Source organism: Mesorhizobium sp. J8, assembly GCF_016591715.1.
In the GTDB taxonomy this organism is placed as follows: Bacteria; Pseudomonadota; Alphaproteobacteria; order Rhizobiales; family Rhizobiaceae; genus Mesorhizobium.
The window spans coordinates 6246617-6272355 of record NZ_AP024109.1 but is presented as its reverse complement, the minus strand read 5'-3'; the positions used below and the strand labels follow the sequence as shown (position 1 = coordinate 6272355).

The window sequence follows — 25739 nt, the reverse complement described above, 5'->3', positions numbered from 1 at the left end:
ACAAGTAAATGATGCGAAAGCCGGATTTTGTTGTGCCTGGATCAGGTTGATGTTCGCCGGCCTTCGGCTCGCGGATCATGCTGCAAGGATGGTTTCGGCGGCAAAGAAAGGGTCGCGCCGGCCGGCGCTTGACGCTATAGAGGCCTGTCGTTTCAGGCCGCCCGCGCGGCATTTCAAGGGAAAAGAACATGGCCAATGTGGTGGTCGTCGGCTCGCAGTGGGGCGACGAAGGCAAGGGCAAGATCGTCGACTGGCTGTCGGAACGGGCCGATGTGGTCGTGCGCTTCCAGGGAGGCCACAATGCCGGCCACACGCTTGTCGTCGACGGCAAGGTCTACAAGCTGTCGCTGCTGCCTTCGGGCGTGGTCAGGCAAGGCAAGCTTTCGATCATCGGCAATGGCGTGGTGTTCGACCCGCATGCCTTCGTCGCCGAAGCCAAGAAGCTCAAGGAGCAGGGCGTGGAGGTGACGCCGGAGCGCCTGAAAATAGCCGAAAACACCGCGCTTATCCTGTCGCTGCACCGGGAGCTGGACGGATTCCGCGAAGACGCCGCCTCGAATTCCGGAACCAAGATTGGCACGACCCGTCGCGGCATCGGCCCCGCCTACGAGGACAAGGTGGGTCGGCGCGCGGTGCGGGTGATGGATCTGGCGGATTTGGAAACGCTCCCCTTGAAGGTCGACCGGCTGCTGACCCACCACAACGCCCTGCGCCGCGGGCTCGGCCATCCGGAAGCGACGCATGAGGCGATCATGCAGGAACTGACCTCGGTGGCCGCCGAGATCCTGCCTTACATGGACCGCGTCTGGAAAGTGCTCGACGACAAGCGCCGCGCCGGCGAGCGCATCCTGTTCGAGGGCGCGCAGGGCACGCTGCTCGACATCGATCACGGCACCTATCCCTTCGTCACCTCGTCCAACACGGTCGCGGGGCAAGCCGCCGCCGGCTCCGGCGTCGGCCCCGGCGTCATCGGTTATGTGCTCGGCATCACCAAGGCCTACACGACGCGCGTCGGCGAGGGACCGTTCCCGACCGAGCAGAAGAACGAGATCGGCGAGTTCCTCGGTACCCGCGGCCACGAGTTCGGCGTTGTCACCGGCCGCAAGCGCCGCTGCGGCTGGTTCGACGCGGTGCTGGTGCGCCAGGCCGTCGCCGTCAACGGCATCAAGGGCATCGCGCTCACCAAGCTCGACGTGCTCGACGGGCTCGACGAGATCAAGGTCTGCACCGGCTACCGGCTCGACGGCGAGACGATCGACTACCTGCCGGCCAGCCAGGGCGCGCAAGCGCGGGTCGAACCCATCTACGAGACCCTCGAAGGCTGGAAGGGAACCACGGCCGGCGCCAGAAGCTGGAACGATTTGCCGGCGCAAGCCGTCAAATATGTCCGCCATATCGAGGAACTGATCGGCGCCCCGGTGGCGCTGCTCTCCACCAGCCCGGAGCGGGACGACACAATACTTGTGACCGACCCGTTTCAAGACTAGCTTCGCAGCCCTTCCCGGCGCTATGGCTGATTTGCGGCCAGCGGGAAATAGAATGCAGGTCACCTGACGCATGGCAGATTTCGTTAGCGTTCTGAAAAAGCAGCTCGACAAGAAGGGTGATCCTTCCTTCGAAGTGCGCAAGCAGATATATGACGGTGCCCGCGCGGTGCTGGCGAAGAAGCTCGCCGACTATTCCCCGCCGCTTGGGCCCGACGTCGTCGCCAAGCAGAAACGCTCGCTGGAAGACGCCATCTCCAGCGTCGAGCGCGACTATGTCAAACGGGTTCCGGCCGAGGACCCGCTGGCGGAGTTGGAGCATATCTTCTCCTCCATCGATCGTAACAGAAACCAGCCCAACCACTCGCGCCAGCCGGCGACGTCCGCACCCGCGGCTGCGCCTGCCAAGCCGGATCCGTTCAAATCCGAACCGTTCAAGCCGCCGGCCCCGCCCGCCAGGACGGAACCGAGCTGGCAAAGCGCGCCGAAGGCGGAGCCCGCGCCGCCAAACCCTGTGAAGGCCGAGCCGGCCTGGCAGAATACGGCAAGGACCGAGCCAAGCTGGCAGCCTGCGCCGAAGGCGGAACCTGCCTGGCAGAAGGCGGCGCCACCGATGCCGTCGCCGCGTGAAGATGATGTCGGCCTGGCGGGGATGGACAATGCCGACGATGGCGGCGACGTCTTTGCCAATGACGAGCAGCCGGCGGCCGACACTTTTCAGCGCCTGCGGCCGCAGCCGCAGCAGCGCAAGCGCGGCTATGGCGGCTTGATCGCCGCCGTCATCGCGCTCCTGGTGCTGGCGGGCGGCGGCTACGGCGTATGGCTGAACAAGAATGCGTTCGGCTCGCTCTTCGGCCTTGGCGGCGGCAGCAAGACGGTCTCGACCGAGCCGCTGGTGAAGCCGGCTCCGGCCAAGCCCGCCACCGAGACGGCCGCGGCGCCGGCCCCCGCCGGCGCCAGCGAGCCTGCCGAGACGACCAAGTTCACGCAGCGCCTGACGCCCGAAGGCAAGGAGACCGATCCCGGTCCCGCCGGCGGGCAGGCCACGATCGGCGAAGGCGAATCGGTCGCGGCGCTGACGTCGCGGCCGCCGGCTGCGCCGGCAACGACCCCGCCCGCTGCGGCTACGCAAACGCCTGGGGCGCCTGCGGCGGGAACAACGCCGGCGGCGCCGGCGACCGCCGCGGCCAATCCGACCCCGCCGGCGGCCGGAACCGCACCGCCCGCGGCTGGCGCTACGCCGCCCGCCGCCGGAGCAACGCCGCCGGCCGCAGGCACGACGCCATCCGCGCCGGCGGCAGCCGAGGCGACCGTGCCGGTCGGGCAGAAGGCGATCTTCTATGAGGAGCGCACCAGCACTCAGCAGGGCACGGCCGAGCCCGGCAGCATCGTCTGGTCGCTAGTGCAGGAATCGCCCGGCGGCGACCTGCCGCCGGAGCCGGCGATTCGCGCCGAGGCGACGATCCCGGGCAAGAATATCCAGCTGCGCATGACGATCCGGCGCAACACCGACCAGACCCTGCCCGCCAGCCACATCATCGAGATGATCTTCCTGACGCCTGAAGGGTTTGACGGCGGCGGCGTCGACAACATCCTGCGCATCGCCATGAAGAGCTCCGAGCAGGATGCCGGCAGCCCGCTGATCGGCATTCCAGCCAAGATCGCCGACGGCTTCTTCCTCGTCGCGCTGAACGATACCAAGGCCGACGAGGACGCCAATCTGACGCTGCTCAGGGGGCAAGACTGGATCGACGTGCCCGTGGTCTACAAGACCGGACGGCGCGCGTTGCTCACCATGGAAAAGGGCATCCCGGGCGAGAAAGTGTTCGACGAGGCGCTGAAGGCCTGGGCTGCGAAGACGTCGGGGTGAGGTGGAAGCGGCTTAAAGCGCGTCGCAATTGACTGGCTGGCGGTTTGCGTTCGTCGCGATCTTGCGCCTGGCGTCACCTTGATATGCGCATACTTTATGCGCATCAGTGCGTCGGCGCAATGACGATGCTACCCCTCCATCTCCTCCCGCAGCATCTCCAGCTCCAGCCACTCTTCCTCGAGCGCGGCAAGCGTCGTGCGCTCCTTGTCGAGCGCGGCGATGGTCTTCTGGAAAGAGACCGGATCGCGTTCGTAGAAGGACGGGTCGGCGATGTTGTTTTCCAGCCGCGAGATCGAGGCCGTCACTGCTTCGATCTTCTTCGGCAGGGAGTCCAGCGCGAATTTCTGCTTGAACGAGAGCTTTCTTGCCGGGCCCTTTTGCACTGTCTGGTCGGCTTTCGGCGAAGTTTCGGTCGCCTCGGCCTTCGACCTTGCCTTGCGGTCTGCCAGCTTCGAGCCGCCGCGCTGCTCCAGCATGTCTGAATAGCCGCCGGCATATTCGATCCAGCGGCCGTTGCCCTCCGGCGCGATCACGCTGGTGACGGTGCGGTCGAGGAAGTCGCGATCGTGGCTGACCAGGATCACCGTTCCGGCAAAGCCCGCGACCAGTTCCTGCAAAAGCTCCAGGGTCTCCATGTCGAGATCGTTGGTCGGCTCGTCGAGCACCAGAAGGTTCGCCGGCCGAGCCAGCACGCGGGCGAGCAGCAGCCGCGCGCGCTCGCCGCCCGAAAGCTCGCGCACCGGCGTGCGCGCCTGCTCCGGCTTGAACAGGAAATCCTTCATGTAGGAGACGACGTGGCGCTGCTCGCCGTTGACGAGCAGGTTCTCGCCGCGCCCGTCGGTCAGGTAATGCGCCAGCGTCTCCTGCGGGTCGACGGCCTCGCGCTTCTGGTCGAGCGTCGCGATCTCCAGGTTGACGCCGAGCCGCACGCTGCCGGCGTCCGGTGCGAGTTCGCCGGTCAGCATCTTCAGCAGCGTCGTCTTGCCGGCGCCGTTCGGGCCGACCAGGCCGACGCGGTCGCCGCGCTGGATGCGGGTCGAGAAACCCTTCACCACGGCCAAGTCGCCAAAACTCTTGTCGATACCCTTGGCCTCAATCACCAGCTTGCCGGATTCGGCAGCGTCGCTTGCCACCATGGTGGCGGTGCCTTCGGCGCCGCGATGGCTGCGGAAGCGCTGGCGCATGGTCTGCAATTCGCCGAGGCGGCGCATGTTGCGCTTGCGCCTGGCGGTCACGCCGTAGCGCAGCCAATGCTCCTCGCGCACGATCTGGCGGCCGAGCTTGTGCTGCTCGCGCTCTTCTTCTTCCAGCACCTGGTCGCGCCACTCCTCGAAATGCGCGAAGCCCTTGTCCAGCCGCCGCGTCTGGCCGCGATCGAGCCAGACGGTGGCGCGGGTGACACGTTCGAGAAAGCGGCGGTCGTGCGAGATGAGGATAACGGCGGAAGAGGTGCGGGCAAGCTCCTCTTCCAGCCATTCGATCACGGAAAGATCGAGATGGTTGGTCGGCTCGTCGAGCAACAGAATGTCCGGCTCGGGCGCCATGACGCGGGCAAGTGCGGCGCGCCGTGCCTCGCCGCCGGACAGGTCGTTCGGACGCTCCTCGCCGGTAAGGCCGAGATGTTCCATCAGATAGGTGGCGCGATGCGGATCGTCGGCCGGACCGAGGCCGGCTTCGACATAGGCGCGCACCGTAGCGAAGCCTTCCATGTCCGGCATCTGCGGCAGGTAGCGGACCGTGGCCGAAGGCTGGCGGAAAACCTCGCCATCTTGCGGCTCGATCATGCCGGCGGCGATTTTGAGCAGTGTCGACTTGCCCGAGCCGTTGCGGCCGACCAAAGCGATCTTCTCGCCGGCGGATGCGCTGAGCGCCGCGCCGTCGAGCAGCGGGGTGCCGCCGAAGGTCAGTTTAATGCCGTCGAGATTGAGGAGTGGCGGCGCCATGTCAGCTTTCTGGAAGAGGATAGGGGTGGGCCAGAAGCAGCGCCCGGCCGCGCTCCAGCGCGATGCCGAGCCGCCCTTTGACCTCGTTTGATATAGTGAGCGAGGAGCCGAACGCCACCTCGACGCTGTCGAGCGGCCATTTGGCACCGGTCACCGTCAGGCCAGAGAGATCGGAGAAACCGAGCACGGAGAACAAAGTACCATCGGCATAGTCGAAACCGGCTGCTTTCCCTGACAGGATGGGGGCGCCTTCCTGCGCGCCGCTGGTCAGCAAGACCTTGGTGCCGGTCTCAGCCAGACGCACAGCCAGCGCAAGATGCAGAAAGGCATGGTCGGCGCGTTTGCCGCCGAAGGCGCCGGCCAGCACGAGGTTCGTGGCGCCGCGCTTGAGCGCTTCCGCTATGGCAAGCTCGCCGTCGGTCATGTCCTTCTCGGCCGGAAAGACTTTTCGCGGAACGGCGGCCAGTTCATCGGGCAGGTTGGGCGGCACGGAGTCGAAATCGCCGACCCAGAGTTCGGGAACGAGCCCAAGCATGCGGGCATGGCCGATGCCGGCGTCGGCGGCAATGACGCGCGAGCCGGCGATCTGGCGTTCGAGCCGGGGCGTACGGAAAAGCTCGCCGCCAAGCAGGATGGTGAATGTGCCCATGGCCGTCGCCCTTACCAGCCCTCCAAGCGAAACGGAAGCCGGATGGGCCGCGCTTCGGGTGCGAGTCTTGCCCAGGAACATTAGCTGCCCCCGGCAAACTTCCGCTTGCGCGCCGCTGCCGCCCGCCGTATCTCTCGAAACGCTCTAACGGGGTGCCGGACGTGATCCGGCTGAGAGGCAGTCAAGCCAACCCGCTGAACCTGATCCGGTTTGTACCGGCGGAGGGATTAGACGTCTCGGACATCCGGCGCCTCAATTCCTTGTCACTCGAACGAAGGAGGCGCCGATGCGCGCAGTGCTGTGCAATCTCATTCTCGCAACCGGTCTTGTTTCGCTTCTGGCCGGCGTCGCGCCCGCCGAGGCCAAGGACAAGCTCACCGTCTACACCTATGAGAGCTTCACCGCCGACTGGGGTCCCGGTCCGGCCGTCAAGAAGGAGTTCGAAGCCGAATGCGGCTGCGACCTCGAATTCGTCTCGGTGGCCGACGGCGTGGCGCTGCTCAACCGCGTCAAGCTGGAAGGCGCCGGCACCAAGGCCGATATCGTGCTCGGCCTCGACACCAATCTGACGGCGGATGCCAAGGCGAGCGGCCTGTTCGCGCCGCATGGCGAGGTGTCGGGCATCAACGTGCCCGGCGGCTGGAGCGACGACACTTTCGTGCCCTTCGACTATGGCTATTTCGCCGTCGTCTATGACACTGAGAAGCTCAAAGTTCCGCCGAAGAGCCTGAAGGAACTGGTCGAAGGCGCCGGCACGGACAAGATCGTCATCCAGGATCCGCGCACCTCGACGCCCGGCCTTGGGCTGCTCTTGTGGGTGAAATCGGTCTATGGCGACAAGGCGCCGGAGGCCTGGGCCAAGCTCAAGACCAAAGTGCTGACGGTGACGCCGGGCTGGAGCGAGGCCTATGGGCTGTTCACCAAGGGCGAGGCGCCGATGGTGCTCTCCTACACCACCTCGCCGGCCTACCACATGGTGGCCGAGAACACCGAGCGCTATCAGGCGGCATCGTTCGAGGAAGGCGAATACCTGCAGATCGAGGTGGCCGGTATCACGACGGCCGGCGCGAAGAATCCGCTGGCGCAGAAATTCATCGCCTTCATGACCGGGCCGAAGTTCCAGGACGTCATTCCGGAGACCAACTGGATGTTCCCGGTCGGCAAGACCGACAAGCCGCTCAATCCGGCCTTCGACAGACTGGTGAAGCCGACCAAGACCCTGCTGTTCAGCCCGGAAGAAGTGGCGGCCAACCGCAAGGCCTGGGTGGATGAGTGGCTGGCGGTGATGAGCAAGTAGGCTTTGAGGCCAATCGCGTGAGATGACCGCTTTACGGCGCCCCCCTCTGTCCTGCCGGACATTGCCCCCACAAGGGGGGAGATTGGCTTTCATCGGCGATTTCGCTAGCCGCCGACGTAGGAAAGAGCGGGGCGTCAAAACTGCCAATCTCCCCCCTGGAGGGGGAGATGTGCGGCAAGACAGAGGGGGGCGCGAAGGAACGCGGCATGCGTTAACTCGAACCCAAATGGTGCAGCGTGCACCCTGCGCGTGACTCCCGCGTCACCGCCGGCCTCATCGCGCTTGCGGCCATAACGCTGCTCATCGGCGGCGCCTTCGCCGGCCTCATCCTCGAGGGCGCGCGGGATCTCTCCGGCGCCGCCGCCTTCGACGGCTACCTGCTGCGCGTCGCCCGCTTCACACTTTGGCAGGCGCTGCTGTCGACGCTGTTGTCGGTCGCGCCGGCGCTGCTCGTGGCGCGCGCCCTGTCCCGGCATCCAGCCTTTCCCGGCCGCCGACTGATCCTGCAACTTTTCACCGTGCCGCTGGCTCTGCCGGCGATCGTCGCCGCGCTCGGCATCTTGGCGCTCTACGGCCGCGCCGGATTTTTTGCCGGCATCTTCGCCGGGCTTGGCGGCGGAGGGTGGCCGGGCATATACGGCCTCTCCGGCATCCTGATCGCGCATGTCTTCTTCAACCTGCCTCTGGCGACGCGCCTGTACCTGGAGGCGTTGGGCACGATTCCCGCCGACCGGTGGCGGCTGGCGAGCCAACTCGGCATGGGCGCCCGGCCGGCCTTCCGGCTGATCGAATGGCCGGCGCTGCGCGCAGCTTTGCCGGGCGTCGCCGGACTGGTCTTCATGCTCTGCGTCACCTCCTTCACCATCGTGCTGACGCTGGGCGGCGGTCCGGCCGCGACGACGCTGGAGGTCGCCATCTACCAGGCGTTGCGCTTCGATTTCGATCCCGCGCGCGCCGTGGTGCTGACGCTGATGCAGATCGCGCTGACCTTCATCGTGGTCGTCGCCCTCACGCGGCTCGGCGCCAACACGGTCGGCGACGCCAATCTACCGGTGGCGCCGCGCCGCTACCTTTCGGTGAGCCGCATGGAGAGCATGCTGAATGCCAGCCTAATCATGCTGGCCCTGCTGTTCGTCGCCGGACCGATGGCGGCGACGGTGTTCTCAGGCCTCGGGGCCGATCTCGGCCGATTGGCGGGCGAGGAAGCGGTGCGCCGCGCGACCCTCACCAGCGCGGGCCTCGGCTTGCTTGCGGCGCTGCTCAGCGTGATCTTGTCGCTGGCGTTGATCGCGGCGCGGCGCTCGCTGGCCCTGCGGCGCCGGGCAGGCGGCGCCATGGGCCTGCTCGAGCATGCCGCCGACACCGGAGCCGGATTCGTGCTCGTCGTGCCGCCGATCGTGCTCGGCGCCGGCTGGTTCCTGGCGCTGCGCAACATCACCGATGTCTTCGCCGTCGCGCCGGTCATGGTCGTCGCCGTGAACGCGGTGATGGCGATGCCCTTCGTCATCCGCGCCATTCGCCCGGCCTATGATGCGGCGAGCGAGCGCCATGAGCGGCTTTGCCTTGCGCTCGGCATATCCGGCTGGACCCGGCTCAGCCTGATCGACTGGCCGTCGCTGCGGCGGCCGCTCGCCACCGGCTTCGCCTTCGCCATGGCGCTGTCGCTCGGCGATCTCGGCGTGATCGCGTTGTTCGGCAGCGATTCCGTGCAGACCTTGCCCTATCTGCTTTTGGCGCGCATGGGCAGTTACCGGACCGCCGACGCCGCGGGACTCGCCTTGCTGCTCGGCCTCGTTTGCCTGATGTTGGTCGTCGTTGCCGACCGGCTGGGGCGGGAAGGAAAGTCATGACGACGAGCACCGACGGCTCGCAAAAGGGCCTCGCCGTCGCGCTGGACGGCGTCTCGTTCAGCTATGGCGAGTCTTCCTTCCGCTTCGATGCCGAATTCGCTGCCGGCAGGATCACCGCCATCATGGGACCGAGCGGCTCCGGCAAGTCGACGCTGCTCAATCTGATAGCCGGCTTCGAAACACTCGACGCGGGCAAGGTGCTGATCGGCGGCATCGATGTCGGCAACGCGCCGCCCTCGGCGCGACCGGTGTCAATGGTGTTCCAGGAAAACAACCTCTTCGCGCATCTTTCCGTCGAGGCCAATGTCGGGCTCGGCCGCTCGCCGTCGCTGAAACTCGGTGACGCCGACCGCATTGCCGTCGCCGACGCGCTGGCGCGTGTGGGCCTGGCGGGCAAGGAAAAGCGGCTGCCGCGCGAGCTTTCCGGCGGCGAGCGGCAGCGCGTGGCGCTGGCAAGGGTGCTGCTGCGCGACCGGCCGGTCCTGCTGCTCGATGAGCCCTTCGCATCGCTCGGCCCGGCGCTGCGCGAGGACATGCTCGACCTTGTCGCCGGCATCCATGCCGAGCGCGAAATGACGGTGCTGTTCGTCACACATCAGCCGGAAGATGCGCGCCGCATCGGCCAGGAGGTGGCCTTTCTCGATGAAGGCACGATCGCGGCGGCCGGGCCGGCCGACGATTTCTTCGGCCGGTCTGGACCGGATGCATTCCGGCGCTATATCGGCGATCGAGGCGGCACCGTTGCCGGATCACAACATATTGCCCGGAAGCGGACATAATTTATGGCCAAACCGGCAACGGGCGATCCGGCGTTTCCTTGCCTTGTCCGGGGGAGTGTGGCTAGGTCCGGCCATGCTGGTCCGGCTGGGCCGTGATTTGCCGAAAGATTGGAAAGGAAGCCGACCTGTCGACCGGCGCTGAGAAAGTGTGGATGAGGCCCCTGGCGCGATTTTTCGCTCTGGCGAGCGTCGCCGTGCTGGCGAGCTGCCAGATGTTCACGCCGCCGGACGTGCAAGAGAGCGGCTTCCAGCCTTCCGACAAGCCGATCACCGTCGACAATGTCGTCGCCAACGCCAAGCTCGCCGAAATGGCGAAAGCCCAGCATCCGCGGATTCTCGCCACCTATGGCGGCGAGTATTCCGATCCGAAGCTGGAACGTATGGTGGCCAAGGTCGTCGGCAATCTCACCGTGGTGTCGGCCAACCCGACCCAGACCTACCGCATCACCATCCTCAATTCGCCCAACGTCAACGCCTTCGCGCTGCCGGGCGGCTACCTCTATGTGACGCGCGGCCTGCTGGCGCTCGCCAACGATTCCTCCGAGCTTGCCGCGGTCATCGCGCATGAAATGGGCCACGTCACCGCGAATCATGGCCTGCAGCGGCAGCAGCTCGAGGCCGAGGAAGGCCTGGCGACCAAGGTCGTCTCCGACGTGCTCGGCGACAGCCCGACCGCCAAGGCGGCGCTGATCCGCGGCAAGCTGAGGCTCGCGCAATTCTCGCGCAATCAGGAACTCCAGGCCGACGCCATCGGCATCAAGTCGATCGGCGAGGCGGGCTACGATCCTTATGCCGCGGGCCGCTTCCTGCAGTCGATGTCGGCTTACACGGATTTCCGCTCGGTCAGCGGCGCCACCGACGCCAGCCTCGACTTCCTGGCGACGCACCCCAACACGCCGCAGCGTATCGAGCTGGCGCAGCGGCTTGCGCGCAACTTCGGCCCGCCCGGCGTCGGCACGCGCGATCGCGACGCGTTCCTCGCCGGCATAGACGGCCTGCTTTACGGCGATACGCCGGAAGAAGGCTATGTGCGCGGCCAGACCTTCATGCACCCCAATCTCGGCGTTTCCTTCACTGTGCCGGACGGCTTCGTCATCGACAATTCGGCGGCCGCCGTCACCGCGACCGGACCGGGCGACATCGCCATCCGCTTCGACGGCGTGGCGATCGACAAGTCGGTCTCGCTCACCGATTACATCCGCAGCGGTTGGGTGGCGGGGCTCGAGGACGCCAGCGTGCGCCAGGAGACGGTCAACGGCAACGAGGCGGCGATGGCGCATGCCACCGCGCAAGGCTGGCAGTTCGACATCGCGGTGATCCGCGCCGGCGGGCAGGTCTACAGGCTGCTGACGGCGGCGCCATCGGCCAGCACGGCGCTGGATTCGGTCGCACGCTCGGTCAGCGGCTCCTTCCGCGTTCTCAGCCCGGCCGAGAAGGCGGCGCTCAAGCCGCTGCATATCCGGGTCGTCACCGTCCAGGCCGGCCAGACGATGGGCTCGCTCGCCGCGCAAATGGTCGGCGTCGACCGCAAGCTCGACTTGTTCCGGGTGCTCAACGCGATGTCGCCGGGCGCCAGCGTATCGGCCGGCGACAAGGTCAAGATCGTCACCGACAGGTAGGGACCTGCGGGTTCAGCCCGACCGAGCGTCGTCGGATATTTGAGCAATCGCTCGGCCGGGGAGCAGCTGTCGTCACAAGCCGTCGCTACTGGTGTCGCCACCTTCGCCGCCGCCGGTATTGCCACGGCTGGTGGGACCAGCGCCTTGGTTACCGCCACTCCAGGATGTCCTGCCGGTTCCCGTCGGCCCCGGCTTGACCTTTGGTGCTCCCGGAATTGTCCGTGTGGTGGTCTTCGGTTTCGACACGGGCACGCGAACCACCTTTATCTTCGTGATGACCTTCGGGGCCTTGCACGCCATGACCACCGGGGTGTTACGCGCGGTGGGCACGGCAAGGCCCAGGATGCCCATCGAGTACACGTCCTGACGCTCCATGCCGGCCTTCAGGAAAGCCAGGGCGCGGTCCGGGTCGGCGGGCACGCCGTTGCGCCCTTCCTTGAAGATCATCGCAAGGTCCTTCATGGCATCGACATGCCCCATCGCCGCTGCCTGGAGCAGCAGGTCCAATCCCTTGCCGGTATCACGCTGAACGCCGAGACCGCCGAACAAAGCGCGGCCCCAGGCGGCCATGGCGTAGGGGTCTCCCTTGTCGGACGCTTTCGAATAGAGGTCATTGGCCTTCGACACGTCGACAGCCATCCCGGACGAGGCGATGGAGCCGAGCGCGAACAGGGCGCGTATATGTCCCTTGTCCGCGGCCTCCTGGATCGCCTGCCTGGCTTCGTCGATCCTGCCCGCTGCCAGAAGCGCCCGCCCCAGTTCGTAACGGAAGCGCGCAATGTCGGGATAGGATTTCACCGCCGCCTCGCAGGCGTCGACAGCCCCGCCGCCGATCTCGTTCGGCAACCGGCCCGGGGTAGCGCCCTGCAGGTCGAGCGGCTCGCCGGCGGCCTGGTCGCAAGGGTCGACGTTCGGCGACAGTTTCACCGTCGCCTGCTTCGCGGCGTTGCCCACGCCAATCTGGAAGCCGATGTCGACGGGAGCGGACGAGCCGATCTGTGGCTCGTAGCGCAGATTGCCGACCTCGGCGGCCATCAGGCTCGATTGCGGCGACAGCACGCGATCCGGCAGGGACAGCGTTCCGGTCGCCGGGTAGCTCGCAAGCTTGAGGCTGACCCCGGCATCCCTGGCCGGGAACTCCAGCTTCAGCGGCACCGGACCGACGCCGACCGGCACGCGGATGTCGCGATTTCCAATCGCTTCGGCGGCGGCGGCGACTTCGATCCCGCGCTCCGCCGTCTGCTGATCCTGCTCAGTATCGGGCGGCGGCGCCGGTTGCTCGGTCCCGCGCATCAGCACGACGTCGTCAATCAGCGATGAGTTCTCCCACGGTACCTGCTTGCCGTTGGTCGCCTTGACCACATCGCGGCGCACGGCAGCCATCACCGAGCGTATCTCCTGGTTCGGCGTCAGCGCGCGGCGGGAGAAGGCAGATGAAAACGGGCTGAGATCGCCGGATCCGTCATAGGCGACCGCCCCTGGCTCGGTGGCGAAGGCGATCAGCGTGTTCTGCGAGCCTGTCACCTGCGCAAGGCCGCTGCCGCCGGCGACGATCAACTGATCGCGCAGCCAATAGTCCTTGCGCGGGAACGGGTTGTTGCGGCAGGCATCGAGAATGATCATCTGGATCTTCGATCTCGAGCGCAGCTGCCGCAGTATGTCGTCGACCTTGATGGCCTGGACTTCCATGTCGGCCGCGTCTTTCAGCGACGCGTCGACCGGGATCAGGAAATTCTCGCCGCCGATCTGAAAGCCGTGGCCGGAATAATAAACGACCGCCAGATCGGCGCCGTCGGCCGCCGCCAGATAGTTGCGGAACTTTTCTTCGAACTGAAGCCTGGTGAGGTCCTTGGCCGCGAAGACCTCGAAGCCGGCCAGCCGGAATGTCTTCGATACATCCTCGGCGTCCTTGTCGGGATTCTTGAGCGCCGGGATTTCGCGGTATTGCGAATTGCCTATGACAAGGGCAACCCTTCGATCGGCATGCGCTTCAAACGTCGTGAGACCCACGAGGATCAAGGCAGCAAGGAGTGCGCAGCATCGCAGCATGGCAAATCCCCCAATATGTGAGCTGGAGGCTTCAAAGAGGCCAATTGCGACGCAGTGATCTGTTAAAGACCTCACAATTCAGAAGTAAAGATGAGGGAAAATTGCCCAGGTGACGATAATTTTCTTGTTTACTAATATCTTATCGCCGAGCGCTGTTAGCCTCAGGCGGCCTCCGCCAAAAATTCCGGGTTCTGTTTCACCAGGGCCAGCTTCAGCTTTTCCATGGCGCGGGCCTCGATCTGGCGGACGCGCTCCTTGGAGATGCCGAGCTGTTCGCCAAGCGATTCCAGCGTGGCGCCGTCATCGCTCAACCTGCGCTCCTCGATGATGCGAAGCTCGCGGGCGTTGAGCGCGCCGAGCGCGCTCTTCAGCCAGACGGCCCGGCGCTGGACATCGATTCTTTCGCCGACGATCTCGTCGGGAAGCGGATCTTCGGAGACCAGGAAATCCATCCGCTCGGCGGCGCCGTTCTCGTCGGCCAAAGGCGCGTTGAGCGAGCTGTCGGGCGAGGACAGGCGCGAATCCATCATCGCCACGTCGGCTTCCGGAACGCCGAGCGCCGCCGAAACCTCGCGGTAGAGCGAGGCGTTGGAAATCGGCTCGGTCCCATTGGCAAGCCGGGCGCGCAAGCGCCTGAGGTTGAAGAAGAGCGCCTTCTGCGCCGAGCTGGTGCCGCCGCGCACGATCGACCAGTTGCGCAGAATATAGTCCTGCATAGAGGCGCGGATCCACCAGGTGGCATAGGTCGAGAAGCGCACTTCGCGCGCGGGCTCGAAGCGGGCCGCCGCCTCGAGCAGGCCGACATGGCCTTCCTGGATCAAATCGCCGAGCGGCAGGCCGTAATGGCGGAATTTCGAGGCCATAGAGATGACCAGGCGCATATGGGCGACGGTGATCCTGTGCAGCGCGTGCTGGTCGTTCTCTTCCTTCCAGCGGAGCGCAAGCACATGCTCCTCGTCGCGCTCGAGATAGGGAGCCCTCATTGCCGCCCGGACCAGTGTCCGTCCTGCCGCGTCCTCGATCATGCCAGCTCCTGTGGGCCGTATTGCACCGACGATGGTTGAAAAGACGCCGTCGCGCCCTACAACAGCCATGCAACGTGTCAGGCGCAGGGATGGTTCCGCCCGCCCGAGGGGCAGATGTTGCCAGCGGGAACATTTTGTTATCGGCTGGGAAAGCTGGTTGGTTTTGAGAATCAGATTTCTGACAGAGCTGATTTTTGAAATCTGGTTCCTTATTTTGCAGCCTTCTATCTGTCAGTTTCCGGCTCTCACAATCGCGCCGGGGCACCGGTCAAAACGGGATCACAGAAAAATGAAATGGCTTAAACCGCTCCTTATCGCCGGAACGCTGCAGGTTCTGGCGATCACCGCCGGCCATGCCGGCGCCAATCTCGACCAGATCAAGCAGGCCGGGGTGTTCAAGGTCGGTACTGAAGGCACCTACGCGCCCTTCACCTATCACGACGAGTCCAACGCGCTGGTCGGCTTCGACGTCGAGATCGCCAAGGCCATCGGCGACAAGCTCGGCGTCAAGGTCGAGTTCCTCGAAGGCAAGTGGGACGGGCTGATCGCCGGCCTCGACGCCAACCGCTACGACGCCGTCATCAACGAGGTCGGCATCACCGATGCCCGTAAGGCCAAGTATGATTTCTCCGATCCCTACATCGCCTCGAAGGCGGTGCTGATCGTGCGCGGTGACAACACCGACATCAAGACCTTCGCCGATCTCAAGGGCAAGAAGTCGGCGCAGTCGCTGACCTCGAACTTCGGCAAGCTCGCCGAGAAGAACGGCGCCGAGCTCGTCGGCACCGATGGCTTCGACCAGTCGATCCAGCTTCTGCTCACCGGCCGCGCCGACGCCACCATAAACGACAGCCTGTCCTTCCTCGACTTCAAGAAGCACAAGCCGGACGCCAATGTGAAGATCGCCGCGCAGGAAGAGAATGCCGACTATTCCGGCGTCATCGTGCGCAAGGGCGATCCGGAGCTGGTCGCCGCCATCAACAAGGCGCTGGCCGACATCAAGGCCGACGGCACCTATCAGAAGATCGCCGACAAATATTTCGGCCAGGACGTTTCGAAATAAGACAATCGTCCTCTTGTTCGCAAACCGGCGGGCCGTCTTTGGCGGCCCGCCCTTTTTTGCACGACATTCATCGGGGCCGTCTTTGACGGCCCGCCGGTTTTTGCATGATAGTCTGTCCATACGGGGGAACGCGCCGCCGTATCTGAAGGGAGAAGCGCCCCGTGCCGCACTGGCTGCAATTGATGCTGGAATCGTTGCCGACGCTGTTATGGGCGGCGCTGATCTTCACCGTGCCGCTGACGCTTTTGTCCTTCGCGCTCGGACTCATCGCCGGGCTGGTGACGGCGCTGATCCGGCTGTTCGGCCCGAGGCCGCTGGTCGCGCTGGTGCGATTCTATGTCTGGATCTTTCGCGGCACGCCGCTTCTGGTGCAGCTCTTCCTGATCTTCTACGGGTTGCCCTCGGTCGGCATCCTGCTCGATGCTTTTCCCGCCGCGCTGATCGGCTTCACGCTCAACATCGGCGCCTACACCTCCGAGATCATCCGCGCCGTCATCGGCTCGGTGCCGAAGGGGCAGTGGGAAGCGTCCTATTCGATCGGCATGACCTGGAGCCAAGCGATGCGGCGCACCATCCTGCCGCAAGCCGGCCGCGTCGCGGTGCCACCGCTTTCCAACACCTTCATCTCGCTGGTCAAGGACACCTCGCTGGCGGCCGCCATCACAGTGCCCGAAATGTTCCAGGCCGCGCAGCGCATCGTCGCCACCACCTATGAGCCGCTGATCCTCTATGTCGAGGCGGCCGCGCTCTATCTCGTAATGAGCTCGGTGCTGTCGGCGCTGCAGGCGCGGCTGGAGGTGCGGCTCAACCGCTATGGCGGGTTCCTGGAGGCCAACGCATGATCGGCCTCACCGACATCGAAAAGCGCTTCGGCGACAATCTGGTTCTGAAGGGCGTCACGGTCAGCCTCGACGAGGGCAGCGTGACGGCGCTGGTCGGCCCTTCGGGCGGCGGCAAAAGCACGCTCCTGCGCTGCATCAACCTCTTGGAGATCCCGACCTCCGGTTCCTTGCGCATCGGCGACGAGACGCTGGCGTTCCATCCCGGCATCAAGGTGCCGGCCAGGGACATCCAGCGCATCCGCCTGCAGACCGGCATGGTGTTCCAGAATTTCCAGCTCTTTCCGCATCGCACGGCGGTCGAGAATGTCATGGAAGGGCTGGTGACGGTGCTGAAATGGCCCGAGCCGAGGGCGCGCGAGCGGGCGATGGCGCTGCTCGAAAAAGTCGGCATGGCGCACAAGGCCGACGCCTGGCCGGCGACGCTGTCCGGCGGCCAGCAGCAGCGCGTGGCGATCGCCCGGGCGCTGGCGCCATCGCCGCGTGTTTTGCTCTGCGACGAGCCGACCTCGGCGCTCGATCCGGAACTGGCGCAGGAAGTGGTCGACGTGCTCGGGCAGTTGGCCCGCGAAGGCACCACCATGGTGATGGCCACGCATGATCTGAGGCTCGCCTCCAAGATCGCGCAGGAGGTTGTCTTCCTCGATGCCGGCGCGATCGTCGAGAAGGGGCCGGCCTCGGTCGTGTTCGACAATCCGGAGCGCGAGCGTACGAAACGCTTCATCGCCTCGCTGCGGCAGGAGGAAGCACAGAAGGAATCTGGCGGCTGAGTTGCCCACTTTCCACTTTGTGGGCCACTCGCATATGGCAGCGCCAGCCCCCTCATCCGGCCGCTTCGCGGCCACCTTCTCCCCAGCGGGGAGAAGAGGTTGGCGCCGGCGCTGACAGCCTCCTCTCCCCTTGGGGAGAGGTCAGCCGAGCGAAGCGGAGGCTGGGTAAAGGGGGAGCGCCGTATGCGAGAGGCCACAAACAAAAAACCCGGCGCGAGGCCGGGTTTTCGTAACTCCAGAAGCGAAAAAGCTCAGGCAGCCTCTTCCTGCTCGGCTTCCTCGTTGTCGGCCTTGGCGCCGCGCTTCGGACCCTTGTTGAGGTTGACCTCGATGAGGCGCACCGCCTCGGTCTCCGACATGCGGTTCACCGCAGCGATCTCGCGGGCCATGCGGTCGAGCGCGGCTTCGTAGAGCTGACGCTCGGAATAAGACTGCTCCGGCTGGTTGTCGGCGCGGTAGAGGTCGCGCACCACTTCCGAGATCGAGATCAGGTCGCCGGAATTGATCTTGGCGTCATATTCCTGCGCGCGGCGCGACCACATGGTGCGCTTGATGCGGGCGCGGCCCTGCACGACCTTCAGCGCGCGATCGACATAGTCCTCTTCCGACAGCTTGCGCATGCCGATCGAGGTCGCCTTGGCGACCGGAACCTTGAGCCGCATCTTGTCCTTCTGGAAATCGATGACGAACAGTTCCAGCTTGTGACCCGCAACTTCCTGCTCTTCGATCGCCACGATCTGGCCGACGCCATGCGCCGGATAGACGATGAACTCGCCAGTCTTGAACCCGTGGCGAGCCGCGTTGGACTTCTTCTGCGGGGTGATCGTTGCCATTACGCCCTGAACTCCTTAGTTGTGCAGCCGGCATCATGCCGGCTCGAACCCATGGGGTCGGCCATAGCCGACCATTAGCCGCGCAACAGGGTGAGCCCACCGGAAAAAGCAGAGGCCGGCAAACCGCACGAATGCGACCGCCTGCCCCAGATCGCTCTGGTCCGGATCTAAAGCTCACCTTTCAGTGATTTGGGGCGTTAGCGCCTTAAATCGACGTTGTGTCACCGGCATGTTTCGCTTGTGTAACACAAAAAGTCGGAAGAATCAAGGTTTTGCTGCATTCGCTAACGCCAAGCGGCAGCGCTGCCTGTCAAGACAGTAATTGTATCGATCCCGTTACGTCGCGTCAGGCCGACGTCATCGGCTCTTATATCAATCGCCCTCGCCAGGCTCCGCCGAAAAATATTTCTCGAATTTTCCGGTCTCGCCGTCGAAGGTCTTGGCATCCGCCGGCGGCTCTTTCTTGGCGGTGATGTTGGGCCATTTCTCGGCGTATTCGGCGTTGATCTGCAACCATTTGTCGAGGCCGCCCTCGGTGTCCGGCTTGATTGCGTCGGCCGGGCATTCGGGCTCGCACACGCCACAGTCGATGCACTCGTCGGGATGAATGACGAGCATGTTCTCGCCCTCGTAGAAACAGTCGACCGGACAGACCTCGATGCAGTCCATATATTTGCATTTGATGCAATTATCGGTCACGACATAGGTCATTGCAGGCTCCGGAACGTCCCATTTTGTTGGGCTTTTTGGCTGAGGTAACGCCTTTGCCCGCCGCATGCAAGGGCAGGGATTGCTGCCAGGGCCAGGGGTCCGGAATGGAATTACGGCCGGAGGGTCACATCGAGATCACCGAGCCTGATCGCCATGCGTTCTTCCCGGAATTGCTCCGGCCGCGCCCCGAGGCGGTGATATCTCAATCATCGCCGAGCAGACGGTCGGTTTGCCGCCGCTCGCGCTTGGTCGGGCGGCCGCTACCGGCCTCGCGCAGCGCCGGAATGGCGTCCGGAACCGCCCCGCCTTTGGGTGTCGGCGCCGGCGACATGTCCTCATAGAGCAGCCGCGCCTCGTCGGCCGGTCCGCGCCGCGTGCCGCAATTCACCACCTTCCAGACCAGAATGCGGCCCTCGAGCGTGATGGTCAGCACGTCGCCGGGCTTGACCAGATCCGAGGCCTGCGCTGCTTTGTCGCGATTGATGCGCACACGCCCGGCGACGACCACCTTCGCCGCCAGCGAGCGCGATTTCACCGCGCGCGAGAAGAACAGCCATTTGTCGATGCGCTGGCGGCCTTCTCCAACCATCAGGGCTAGCTTTGTTGGAGCATGATCTCGCCCGAAAACCGGTTCCCGCCTTTCAGGATCATGCTCTAGCTATTTCTTCAGCTGGTCGCGCAAGGCGGCGAGCTTGGCGAAAGGCGAATCCGGGTCGAAGCGCTGCGGGCGTTCCTCGCGTGGCTTACTCTGGAAGGCCGGCTTGCCGCCAGGAGGGTTGCGACCGCTCTGAGCGTTGCCCTTGCCGTCCTGCCTGTTGCCCTTCCAGTCGGGCCGGCCCTCGCGACGACCTCCTTCGTGGCGATCCGGGCGCTCGCCCTGCGGCCTGCCTTCGCGCCGGTCGCCTGCATCCGGCCTCGGCTTGAACTTCGAGCGGTCGAAGCGCGGCTTGCCGGCGCCATCGCGGTGGCCTTCATGCGCCGGCTTGTCGCCAGGCTGGCCGCCGGCGCCGGCCTCGCGTGCGGGCTGTCCGCCGCGCGGACGATTGTCGCGCCGGTTGTCATGACGGTGACGCGGGCGTTGATGGTCGAAACGCGCCTGGCGCCACAAAAGGACAGGCTTCGGCTCTTCAGCCTCGGCCGGGGTTTCGCCAGCCTTGCCCTCTCCCTCGAGGGGGGCGTCGGCGCGCAGCGCCGGGGCGGCGGCGGGAGTGCCAACCGTATCGGTGTCTGTGTCGCCGGCGCCGTCACCCCCAGCCGCGCCGCTTCGCGCCGCGGCCTCCCCCATTGAGGGGGAGGCAGGCGCCTCGGTGGTCTCGGTCGCCTCAAGAGCTACAGTGTCCTCTGCAGGATGAGCCTCTTCCGCCACCTCGGACAAAGCTTTCGCCGGCTCTCCCGCGGCAGGTGCCGCTGCCGCTTCCGCGACGGCTTCAGCCGGAGCTTCGGCTACGGGTTCGACGGTGGTCGGCTCCGAGCCCTCGGCCGATGTCTCGGCAGCCGTGTCCGTCGTTACAACTTCAGCCGCCGCCGCCTGCGCGGCGCGCGCCGCCTCTTCCGCGGCGAGCTTGGCCGCTGCCTGCTCACGGGCGGCATCGTCCAGCGCGTCGAGCTTCGCCTTCACCTCGGCGGCCGGCTTGGCCTCGGAGCGATAGCCGAGACCCTTCAGGATCTCTTCCATGTCGTCAGCCGTGGCACCGAGGATCGACATCATCGGTGGCGTCACCATGAAGGCGTGGCCGTCATAGGCACCGTCCGGACGCTGGCCGAGGCCGGGTTTCCAGTTGGTCGCGGGGCGAATGAGGTCGGCAAGCCGCTCGAGGATGTCGACGCGCACCGCGCGGCGGCCGAGATTACGGTAGCCGGCGAGCTTGTAGAAGGTCTTGTCGAAGGCCGGGTCGATGACCACCGAGGTGCGGCCGGAGGCCAGCGCATGCACCACGTCGCCGAAGCCCGGCTTGTCCTTGCCGTCGTTCTTCAGCGCCCACAGCAGCGTCACCAGTCCGGCCGGAGCCGGCTTGATCAGGGCAGGCACAAAGACGTGATAGGCGCCGAAGCGCACGCCGAGGCGGCGGAGCGCCGCGCGGCCCTCCTGGTCGAGCGACTTCATCTCCTCCGCGATGTCGCGGCGGTTGATCAGCCCGAAATGCTCGACCAGCTGGAAGGCGAGGCCGCGCGCGATGCCGGTGATCTGGTCGGCATTCTTCAAGTCGACCAGCGGCTTCAAAAGCTGTTCGATCTGGAAATTGACGAAACGCTCGGCCCGTGCCGCGACCTTGTCGCGGGCAGGGCCGGTCAGTTGCTCATCGGCAAGCAGGACCAGGCGCGGCTTCAGCGCGTCCTCGCCGGCGACCAACGTGCCGATCGGTGCGCCGATCCAGCGCAGGATGCCATCCGAGCCCAAAGCCAGGTCGCCATTGGCGCAGGCGGCAAAGCGTTCGGCACGCGCGTCGAACTCGGCCGCGAGCGCCTTCTGGGCGGCGGTGCGCACCGCCTTGGCGTCCTCGCCGCCGGCGCTCTGGTCGGCGGTGAAGCGGAACCCTTGCAACTCGCCGACATGATGGCCTTCGACGAGGACGGTTCCGGTAGGGCTGATTTCGGCTTCAGGCATGGTATTTTCTCTAAGGCGCCGCATGAGGACGGAAGTCCTGCGGTCTACGAAGCGTTTCGTCAACCGCTCATGCAGCGCATCCGACAATCTGTCTTCGATTTCGCGCGTCTTTTCCTGCCAGTGTAGCTGATCGGCCAGCCAGCCTGGCCTGTTGGAGACGAAAGTCCAGGTGCGGATCTGCGCGATCCGGTGCGAGAGCGTGTCGATATCGCCGTCCGTCGTGTCGGCGCGCCGCACCTGCTCGGCCATGTAATTCTCATCGACATGGCCGTGGCGCGCAAGGTCCATATAGATGGAGGCGATGAGGTCGGCGTGCTGCGCCGGCGCGATCTTGCGGTAGTCGGGCAGCGCGCAGGCCTCCCAAAGCAGCGCCACGCGCTCCTTGCCGGTTACCAAATCACGGATGTCGCCATCGCGCGACAAATGCTCCAGCGCCTGCGCGTCCACCGCCGGCAGCGCGCGGGTCAGCCCTTCGACCGGCGCATTGGCCTCGATCGAGCGCTTCAGCGCGTCGAGGCTGGAAAAGTCGAAATCGGCGGTGCGCCATTGCAGCACCTTAACCGGGTCGAAATCATGCGCCTCGATCTTGGCGACCAGTTCCTCGTCGAACGGATCGACCTGGCCGGTGACGCCGAACGTGCCGTCGCGCAGATGCCGGCCGGCGCGGCCGGCGATCTGGCCGAGCTCGGCGGCGGTCAGGTTGCGATATTGATAGCCGTCGAACTTGCGGTTCTGGGCGAAAGCGACATGGTCGAGGTCGAGGTTCAGGCCCATGCCGATGGCGTCGGTGGCGACGAGATAATCGACATCGCCCGACTGGAAGATTTCCACCTGCGCGTTGCGGGTGCGCGGCGAGAGCGCGCCGAGCACGACGGCCGCACCCCCCTGCTGGCGTCGGATCAGCTCGGCGATGGCATAGACCTCGTCGGCGGAGAAAGCGACGATCGCCGTGCGCCGCGGCAGCCGGGTGAGCTTCTTCGACCCGGCATAGGCGAGATGCGACAGCCTGGGCCGCGTCACTACCGACACGCCCTTCAGCAGGCGCTGCAGGATGCCATGCATGGTGGCCGCGCCCAGGAGCAGCGTCTCCTGGCGGCCGCGCAGATGCAGGATGCGGTCGGTGAAGATATGGCCGCGCTCAAGATCGCCGGCGAGCTGCACCTCGTCGATGGCGACGAAGGCGGCGTCGGTCTCGCGCGGCATCGCCTCGACGGTGCAGACCGAATATTTCGCGCCGGCAGGCACGATCTTCTCCTCACCGGTGATCAGCGCCACCTTGTTGGCGCCGACCTTCTCGCAGACGCGCGAATAGACCTCGCGGGCAAGCAGCCTCAGCGGCAGGCCGATGATGCCGGTCTCGTGCGCCACCATGCGCTCGATGGCGAGATGGGTCTTGCCGGTGTTGGTGGGGCCCAGCACGGCCGTGACGTCGCGGCCCGAAAGGATCAGCGGCTGGGAGTGTTTCGGCTGGATGTTCATCGGCTCTGAAATAAGTGTTTCTGCCGCTTTGATTGTTTAAGCACGATCTTTCTCCGAAAACCGGTTCCCCCTTTTCGGGATCATGCTTTTGGTCGGAGCGCGGCGGTGTCGCCGCGTGTGACAGCCGACACATAGGGATTTAGGACGCCGAGCGAAAGCGGAATGTTCTTCTGGGAGCAGACGAGCATGGACGCGCCGGTCAAAACCGGCTGCTGTTAACGGCTGGAACGAGTCTGGAACGAATCAGCGACGAATCGCTGACTCGTTCTGATTCAGGTTTTGTTCACGGCTATATGTGGATTTTTTGGCGACGAGTCGCACCACATGCTGAATCGGGAAATTGGCCCGATTCATGCTTCGCCTTCGCAGGAGCTGGACCGTCGTTAACCTTTGCCAGAGAACAGTCGCGGTCGGCTCGGGGTCCGTCGTCAAGGTTATGAAATTGTTGAACTTTCCTAATTGCTTTTAACGATTTCAGCGATGTTTGGGTCGCCCGCCGTTAACTTTTCGGCCAAAGCCGGAACGAATCGGCGACGAATCAGCGATCCGGCGATTTTCCCGGTTTGTTCACCCCTAGATATGGTGTTGTCCACAGCTTACCCACCGAGGATTCACAGTTTGTCAGAGGGGTTGTGCACAGATTGCGGTCAGGCCGTTAACTTTTGCGTGCCGGATTGAGGCAAGGTGTCGCGCCGGCTCGGCCGCCGGCGAAAAAAGGCGGCCCCGGTGCCGGAGCCGCCTTGCGACAAATGATGTCAGGCGAAGTACTGGCCGCCATTGGCGGTGATGGTCGAGCCGGTGATGAAACCGGCCTCGTCGGAAGCCAGGAAGACGACGCAGCGCGCGATCTCTTCCGGTTCGCCGAGACGACCGACCGGGATCTGTGGGATGATGCGCTCGTTGAGCACCTTCTCGTCGATCGCCTTGACCATGTCGGTGGCGATATAGCCCGGGCAGATGACGTTGACGGTGATGCCCGCACGCGCCCCTTCTTGCGCGAGCGCCTTCGAGAAGCCGATATCGCCGGCCTTCGAGGCCGAATAGTTGACCTGGCCGGCTTGGCCTTTCTGGCCGTTGATCGAAGAGATGGTGATGATGCGGCCGAATTTGCGGTCGCGCATGCCGGTCCACAACGGATGCGTCATGTTGAAGACGCCGGAGAGGTTGGTGTCGATCACTTCCTTCCACTGCGCGGGCGTCATCTTGTGGAACATGGCGTCGCGGGTGATGCCCGCATTGTTGACCAGAACCCCGACCGGACCGAGATCGGCCTCGACCTGCTTGATCCCGGTGGCGCAGGCGTCGTAGTCGGCGACCGACCATTTGTAGACCGGGATGCCGGTCTCGGCCTTGAATTTCTGCGCCGCTTCGTCATTGCCGGCATAATTGGCCGCGACCGAATAGCCAGCGTTCTTCAAGGCGACCGATATTGCGGCACCAATGCCGCGCGATCCGCCGGTGACGATTGCTACCTTGCTCATGTGGTCCTCCCTTTGAAATCGTCTGAGCGAATAGGGAGTAGCGAGTAGCGAGCAGGGATCTGATGTCCCGCCGCGCGACGCTTTTTTCTTCCCTATTCCCTATTCGCTACTCCCTATTCGCTACTGGCTGTTCAGAGCGCTTCCACGCACATGGCAACACCCATGCCGCCGCCGATGCACAGCGTGGCAAGCCCCTTCTTGGCGCTTCTGCGGCGCATCTCGTAGACCAGCGTGTTGAAGATGCGGGCGCCCGAAGCGCCGATCGGATGGCCGATGGCGATGGCGCCGCCGTTGACGTTGACGATCGAGGGGTCCCAACCCATGCCCTGATTGACCGCGCAGGCCTGCGCGGCGAAAGCTTCATTGGCCTCGACGAGATCGAGATCCTTCACCGACCAGCCTGCCTTTTCCAGCGCTCGCTTCGAGGCAGGGATCGGACCCGTGCCCATGATCGCCGGATCGACGCCGGCGGTCGCCCAGGAGGCGATGCGCACGAGCGGGGTGATGCCGCGGCGGGCGGCCTCCGCCTCGGTCATCAGCAGGGCGCCGGCGGCGCCGTCATTGATGCCGGACGCATTGGCGGCAGTGACCGTGCCGTCCTTGTCGAAAGCGGGCTTTAGCTTGGTCATGGCGTCGAGCGTCGCGCCATGGCGGATATACTCGTCCTGGTCGACGATGGTGTCGCCCTTCTTGCCCTTGATGGTGAAGGCGACGATCTCGTCCTTGAATTTGCCGGCCTTCTGCGCGGCCTCGGCTTTGTTCTGCGAGGCCAGCGCGAACTCGTCCTGGGTTTCGCGGGTGATCTGGAACTGGCGGGCGACGTTCTCGGCGGTGTTGCCCATATGGTAGCCGTTGAAGGCATCCCACAGGCCGTCCTTGATCATGGTGTCGATCATCTTGTAGTCGCCCATCTTGACGCCGGCGCGCAGATGCTCGGCGTGCGGCGACAGCGACATCGATTCCTGGCCGCCGGCGACGATCACCTTGGCGTCGCCTGTGGCGATCTGCTGCATGCCGAGCGCAATCGCGCGCAGGCCCGAGCCGCAAACCTGGTTGAGGCCCCAGGCGGTGGTCTCCTTCGGCAGGCCGGCATTGATCGAGGCCTGGCGGGCCGGGTTCTGCCCCTGGGCGGCGGTCAGCACCTGGCCGAGAATAACCTCGTCGACTTCCGCCGCCTCGACCTTCGCGCGCGCCAGGAGTTCCCTGATGACGACGGCGCCGAGCTCATGCGCGGGCGTGGCGGCGAAGCTGCCGTTGAAGGAGCCGACCGCGGTGCGGGCGGCGCTGGCGACGACGATTGAATTGGAAGCGGACATTTTCTTCTCCAGACTTCGAGGTGTCGTATTTTCGAGATCGCTTTAGGACTTTCTTGCCCGTTCGAACCCTTGAGTCA

The 25739-nt window shown here is 65.1% G+C and carries 19 protein-coding genes and 1 riboswitch; of the genes, 9 read left to right on the top strand and 10 right to left on the bottom strand.

Annotated features, from left to right (window positions below):
- Positions 1–188: 188 nt before the first annotated feature.
- Positions 189–1487 (top strand): adenylosuccinate synthase, encoded by a 1299-nt coding sequence (locus tag MJ8_RS30005; protein ID WP_140752732.1) that lies wholly within the window; start codon positions 189–191, stop codon positions 1485–1487.
- A 70-nt stretch (positions 1488–1557) separates the two neighbouring features.
- Positions 1558–3354 carry a hypothetical protein gene (locus MJ8_RS30000; RefSeq protein WP_201412160.1) on the top strand — a complete coding sequence of 599 codons (1797 nt, stop codon included), beginning with the start codon at positions 1558–1560 and terminating at the stop codon, positions 3352–3354.
- A 128-nt stretch (positions 3355–3482) separates the two neighbouring features.
- Here the strand turns inward: MJ8_RS30000 and MJ8_RS29995 are convergent, their stop codons facing one another.
- Together MJ8_RS29995 and MJ8_RS29990 are read right to left on the bottom strand one after the other, a co-directional pair.
- Complete coding sequence (locus MJ8_RS29995) at positions 3483–5297, bottom strand: ABC-F family ATP-binding cassette domain-containing protein (protein WP_201412159.1); 1815 nt, start codon at positions 5295–5297, stop codon at positions 3483–3485.
- A 1-nt stretch (position 5298) separates the two neighbouring features.
- Positions 5299–5946, bottom strand: coding sequence for a thiamine diphosphokinase (locus MJ8_RS29990; protein ID WP_201412158.1), 648 nt, complete (start codon positions 5944–5946; stop codon positions 5299–5301).
- A gap of 138 nt (positions 5947–6084) precedes the next feature.
- Positions 6085–6190: riboswitch (TPP riboswitch) on the top strand.
- Positions 6191–6232: 42 nt separating this feature from the next.
- Between MJ8_RS29990 and thiB the strand changes: the two genes are divergently transcribed.
- The 4 genes from thiB (at position 6233) to MJ8_RS29970 (ending at position 11491) form a co-directional block, all read left to right on the top strand.
- Positions 6233–7243, top strand: a complete 1011-nt coding sequence (gene thiB / locus MJ8_RS29985) for a thiamine ABC transporter substrate binding subunit (protein WP_201412157.1) — start codon at positions 6233–6235, stop codon at positions 7241–7243.
- A gap of 236 nt (positions 7244–7479) precedes the next feature.
- Positions 7480–9093, top strand: coding sequence for a thiamine/thiamine pyrophosphate ABC transporter permease (thiP, locus tag MJ8_RS29980; protein ID WP_201412156.1), 1614 nt, complete (start codon positions 7480–7482; stop codon positions 9091–9093).
- Positions 9090–9872, top strand: a complete 783-nt coding sequence (gene thiQ / locus MJ8_RS29975) for a thiamine ABC transporter ATP-binding protein (RefSeq protein WP_201412155.1) — start codon at positions 9090–9092, stop codon at positions 9870–9872. The genes thiP and thiQ overlap by 4 nt, the downstream gene beginning before the upstream one ends.
- Positions 9873–10024: 152 nt before the next feature.
- Positions 10025–11491: a M48 family metalloprotease gene (locus MJ8_RS29970; protein WP_201412154.1), complete on the top strand. Its 1467-nt coding sequence runs from the start codon at positions 10025–10027 to the stop codon at positions 11489–11491.
- A gap of 72 nt (positions 11492–11563) precedes the next feature.
- Here MJ8_RS29970 and MJ8_RS29965 read toward each other — a convergent pair whose 3' ends face one another.
- Entirely contained in the window at positions 11564–13540 is a 1977-nt protein-coding gene (locus MJ8_RS29965) for a caspase family protein (RefSeq protein ID WP_201412153.1), read from the bottom strand.
- A 161-nt stretch (positions 13541–13701) separates the two neighbouring features.
- Positions 13702–14565, bottom strand: coding sequence for an RNA polymerase factor sigma-32 (locus MJ8_RS29960; RefSeq protein WP_201412152.1), 864 nt, complete (start codon positions 14563–14565; stop codon positions 13702–13704).
- A 289-nt stretch (positions 14566–14854) separates the two neighbouring features.
- Here MJ8_RS29960 and MJ8_RS29955 point away from each other — a divergent pair, with 289 nt between their 5' ends.
- The 3 genes from MJ8_RS29955 to MJ8_RS29945 all read left to right on the top strand — a co-directional run bounded on the left by MJ8_RS29955 (position 14855) and on the right by MJ8_RS29945 (position 17237).
- Positions 14855–15628 carry an amino acid ABC transporter substrate-binding protein gene (locus tag MJ8_RS29955; RefSeq protein ID WP_040991744.1) on the top strand — a complete coding sequence of 258 codons (774 nt, stop codon included), beginning with the start codon at positions 14855–14857 and terminating at the stop codon, positions 15626–15628.
- Between the two features lie 161 nt (positions 15629–15789).
- Complete coding sequence (locus tag MJ8_RS29950) at positions 15790–16470, top strand: ABC transporter permease subunit (RefSeq protein ID WP_201412151.1); 681 nt, start codon at positions 15790–15792, stop codon at positions 16468–16470.
- A complete protein-coding gene (locus MJ8_RS29945) occupies positions 16467–17237 on the top strand; it encodes an amino acid ABC transporter ATP-binding protein (RefSeq protein WP_201412150.1) in 771 nt (256 codons plus the stop codon). Before MJ8_RS29950 ends, MJ8_RS29945 begins: the two co-directional genes overlap by 4 nt.
- A 251-nt stretch (positions 17238–17488) precedes the next feature.
- Here the strand turns inward: MJ8_RS29945 and MJ8_RS29940 are convergent, their stop codons facing one another.
- The 6 genes from MJ8_RS29940 to MJ8_RS29915 all read right to left on the bottom strand — a co-directional run bounded on the left by MJ8_RS29940 (position 17489) and on the right by MJ8_RS29915 (position 25662).
- Positions 17489–18070, bottom strand: coding sequence for a CarD family transcriptional regulator (locus tag MJ8_RS29940; protein WP_071071352.1), 582 nt, complete (start codon positions 18068–18070; stop codon positions 17489–17491).
- A gap of 372 nt (positions 18071–18442) precedes the next feature.
- Positions 18443–18781 (bottom strand): ferredoxin FdxA, encoded by a 339-nt coding sequence (fdxA, locus tag MJ8_RS29935; protein ID WP_112129660.1) that lies wholly within the window; start codon positions 18779–18781, stop codon positions 18443–18445.
- 202 nt (positions 18782–18983) lie between these two features.
- On the bottom strand, positions 18984–19370 hold the full coding sequence (locus MJ8_RS29930) for an RNA-binding S4 domain-containing protein (RefSeq protein ID WP_201412149.1): 387 nt from the start codon (positions 19368–19370) through the stop codon (positions 18984–18986).
- A gap of 69 nt (positions 19371–19439) precedes the next feature.
- Positions 19440–22865: a helicase-related protein gene (locus MJ8_RS29925; RefSeq protein WP_201412148.1), complete on the bottom strand. Its 3426-nt coding sequence runs from the start codon at positions 22863–22865 to the stop codon at positions 19440–19442.
- 755 nt (positions 22866–23620) lie between these two features.
- The gene (phbB, locus tag MJ8_RS29920; RefSeq protein WP_201412147.1) at positions 23621–24346 is read right to left on the bottom strand and encodes an acetoacetyl-CoA reductase; all 726 of its coding nucleotides are present in this window, start codon (positions 24344–24346) and stop codon (positions 23621–23623) included.
- A gap of 131 nt (positions 24347–24477) precedes the next feature.
- Positions 24478–25662 carry an acetyl-CoA C-acetyltransferase gene (locus MJ8_RS29915; protein ID WP_201412146.1) on the bottom strand — a complete coding sequence of 395 codons (1185 nt, stop codon included), beginning with the start codon at positions 25660–25662 and terminating at the stop codon, positions 24478–24480.
- Between the last annotated feature and the right edge of the window lie 77 nt (positions 25663–25739).